General features: G+C 71.9%; 3 protein-coding genes. 2 read left to right on the top strand and 1 reads right to left on the bottom strand.

The genetic code is table 11. From position 1 onward, the window contains the following. Nucleotides 1-106: 106 nt before the first annotated feature. Nucleotides 107-1270: a PPE domain-containing protein gene (locus VGD70_RS36400; protein WP_331089645.1), complete on the bottom strand. Its 1164-nt coding sequence runs from the start codon at nucleotides 1268-1270 to the stop codon at nucleotides 107-109. Nucleotides 1271-1381: 111 nt separating this feature from the next. Here VGD70_RS36400 and VGD70_RS36395 point away from each other — a divergent pair, with 111 nt between their 5' ends. Further along, the gene (locus tag VGD70_RS36395) at nucleotides 1382-2065 is read left to right on the top strand and encodes a metallophosphoesterase family protein (RefSeq protein ID WP_331089643.1); all 684 of its coding nucleotides are present in this window, start codon (nucleotides 1382-1384) and stop codon (nucleotides 2063-2065) included. Continuing rightward, complete coding sequence (locus VGD70_RS36390) at nucleotides 2055-2900, top strand: chromosome partitioning protein ParB (protein WP_331089642.1); 846 nt, start codon at nucleotides 2055-2057, stop codon at nucleotides 2898-2900. Before VGD70_RS36395 ends, VGD70_RS36390 begins: the two co-directional genes overlap by 11 nt. Nucleotides 2901-2916 lie beyond the last annotated feature (16 nt).

The raw sequence follows: 2916 nt of genomic DNA, 5'->3' as shown, positions 1-2916 counted from the left end.
GGCGCGGGTGGCGCGCCCTGGTCGGTGAGCGCAACAGGCTCGAACAAGCTGGCGTTATCTGCTTCCATGGCGCGAGATCCCCTAGGTGCGCGTGCTCGGGCCGGCGTCAGAGGCCGATGACCGGCGGCGAGGCCTTCTGGCCGGTGTCGAACGGGTCGTCGGCGTCGAACGGGAACCGTCTGCGATGCGGCTGCGCGGCTCCCGCGCCCATCCCCATGCCGGCGCCCATCGGCGCGGCACCCATCGCTCCGTTCATCCCACCCGCGCTGTTGACCCCGCCGATCACGGCGCCCGACGGCGTGGTCGGCAGCGCCGCGCCACGGTTGGGCACGGCCCCGACGCGCTCGGCGCCGTCACCGCCACCCAGCCCACCCAGCGCGGACCGGCCGGCACCCAGGCCGCCCATCAGCATCCCGCCACCGCCGCCACCCACACCGAGGCCACCGAACCCGGTGCCCGTCAGCGAACCCATGTTGCCGCTGGCGACGTCACCGGACGCCCGCTGCGCCGCGGTGGCGCCGTCGGGCAGGCTCGTGAGGATCTGCCAGCGCACGTCGACCCCGGTGGCCGTGGAGATCTGGCTGATCCAGACGCCGCTGCCCGGGTCGTGGTGGAGCCCGTCGTCGCGCGGCACCAGCTTGTTGTTCTGGCCGAGGAACCGCGGCGTGGCCCGGTCGATGCCGACCGCGGCGGCCTCGAACCGCTGCATGGTCTCGACCGCGACCCGCTTGAGCTCGGCCTGCTCGGCCTGCGCGGCGAACGCGCTCTCCGACCCCGCGGCCGTGGCGCCCACCGCCGCACCCAGCGGACTACCGGTCAGCGCGGCGACCTGCTCGGCCCCTTGCGGAGCGGACCCGGGCTGCTCCACCGGCGGCACCGCGGGCAGCTTCGGCATGGCCTCCTGGGCCGACTTGAGCGCGCCGGCGGCCTCCTCGATCGGGCTCCCCATGTCACGCGCAGTAGTGCCGAGGTCGGCGACCCACTGCGCGTTGAGCGCGACCGTGTGTCTGGCCTTCTCGGCGGAGGCGCCGGACCAGTAGTTCATGAGGTCGTCGAGCGCGTCGGCCAGGTAGTCGGCCGCGTCGACGACGCCGTCCCCGGTCGAGCGCCAGTCCAGCGCGAGCCGCTCCAGCTGCGGCGCGCTGGCCTGGTCGGCGACCATGCTCACGAGCTGTTCGAGCGTGAAACCGGCCCAGTTCACGCCACCGCTGACGTAGTAGTCACTGGAGTCGCCGCTCGAACCGGACCCACCACTCGTCTGGTCCACCATTCGTGTCAGCTCCCTGAAATTCCCCGACATTCGTGTCTGACTGTAATGGGTCGGACGCGAGGACGGCACTAGCCTGAGTGGACGCCACCCTCTGCGCCGTACGCTCGTGGGGTGCCGAAGGTGCTCGCCGTGTCGGACGAGATCGTCCAACCGCTGTGGACCGAATGGATCCACGAGCGGGCGGGCGACGTCGACCTGGTCCTCGGCGCCGGCGATCTGCCGTTCGACTATCTCGAGTTCCTGTCCAACGAGCTGGACCGGCCGTGCGTGTTCGTGCCGGGCAACCACGACATCGACCTGTCCGGCTACGCGCGCGGGCGCGGCATGTGGCTGCGTGACGGGTTCCCGGCGCGCTGGCCAGGGCCGACGGGCGGGGTGAACGCGGACGGGCGGGTCGTCGACGTCGCCGGGCTGCGGATCGCGGGCCTCGGCGGGTCCATCCGCTACAACGACGGTCCCAACCAGTGGACCGAACGGCAGCAGGCGCGCCGGGCCGGCAAGGTGACGCGGGCGGCGGCGCGGCGCGAGCGGCGGGACGGCCGGCGGGTGGACGTGCTGCTGACGCATTCCCCGCCCAAGGACCTCGGCGACCGCGAGGATCCGCCGCACCGCGGGTTCGCGTGCCTGCGCACCGCCGTCGAGCGGATGCGACCGCGACTGTTACTGCACGGACACATTCACCCACACGGGCAGCCGGTGCCGGATCGCGAGCTCGGAAAAACCCGTGTCGTCAACACGGTGGGTTATCGCATCCTTGACCTACCCGAACACGTGGACGGCGACGATGAATCGTGACACCGGATTTCCCATCGCGGATGCGGAGAACGACTTCCTGCGGGCGCGCCGCCGGCAGGTGCTGGCACGGCTGGCGGCGTGGCTGCGCCGCTCGCCCGACGACGTCAACATCATGCTGCCGTTCGACGAGGTCGTGGCCGCGCTCGGGCGCACCGGCGAGCGGCGGCTCGGGCTGCAGGTGATCACGCTGGACTCGATCGTCGGCAGTGTGGACCGCAGCCGCGAGTTCGACCGCCGCTTCCGGCCGACGTCCGGTCAGGTGCGGGAGCGCTGGCAGCGGCTGGCGCTGGCGCAGCGGCGGGGCGAGTCGATACCCCCGATCGAGGTGTACCGGATCGGGGACATGCACTTCGTGATGGACGGTCATCACCGGGTGTCGGTGGCGCACGCGCTGGGCCTGAAGACGATCGACGCGTACGTCACGGAGGTCACGACGCGGCTGTCGCCGGAGGGTGTGCGGTACCGCGGGGACCTGCTGGTGAAGGACTACCGGCGGACCTTCCTCGACCGGGTGCCGCTGGTCGGCGAGGCACGCAAGGCGATCTCGCTGATCGACCCGTGGGACTACGCGGAGCTGGCGGAGGCCATCGAGGCGTGGGGCTTTCGCCTCATGCAGGACGAGGGCCGGTTCCTCGACCGTGCGGAGGTGGCCCGGCGCTGGCACGACGACGAGTTCGTGCCGGTGGTCCGGATGCTGCGGCAGGCGGGGTTGATCGAGACCCAGACGGAGGCGCAGGCGTACATGTGGGTGGCGTGCGAGCGCTACAAGCTGATGCGCACCCACCGCTGGGACGACGAGGTGATCACGGCCGTCCGCGAGAACCGCCGCCGCTGACCGCCGCCTCCGCGAG

Origin of the sequence: Actinophytocola sp. (genome assembly GCF_036402745.1) — a bacterium.
Classification (GTDB): Bacteria; Actinomycetota; Actinomycetes; order Mycobacteriales; family Pseudonocardiaceae; genus Actinophytocola.
This window is presented reverse-complemented; position numbering and strand designations above follow the sequence as displayed.

Coding starts and splice junctions, on each gene's coding strand:
- VGD70_RS36400 (WP_331089645.1), bottom strand. CDS start 1,270: ATGGTGGACCAGACGAGTGGTGGGTCCGGTTCGAGCGGCGACTCCAGT.
- VGD70_RS36390 (WP_331089642.1), top strand. CDS start 2,055: ATGAATCGTGACACCGGATTTCCCATCGCGGATGCGGAGAACGACTTC.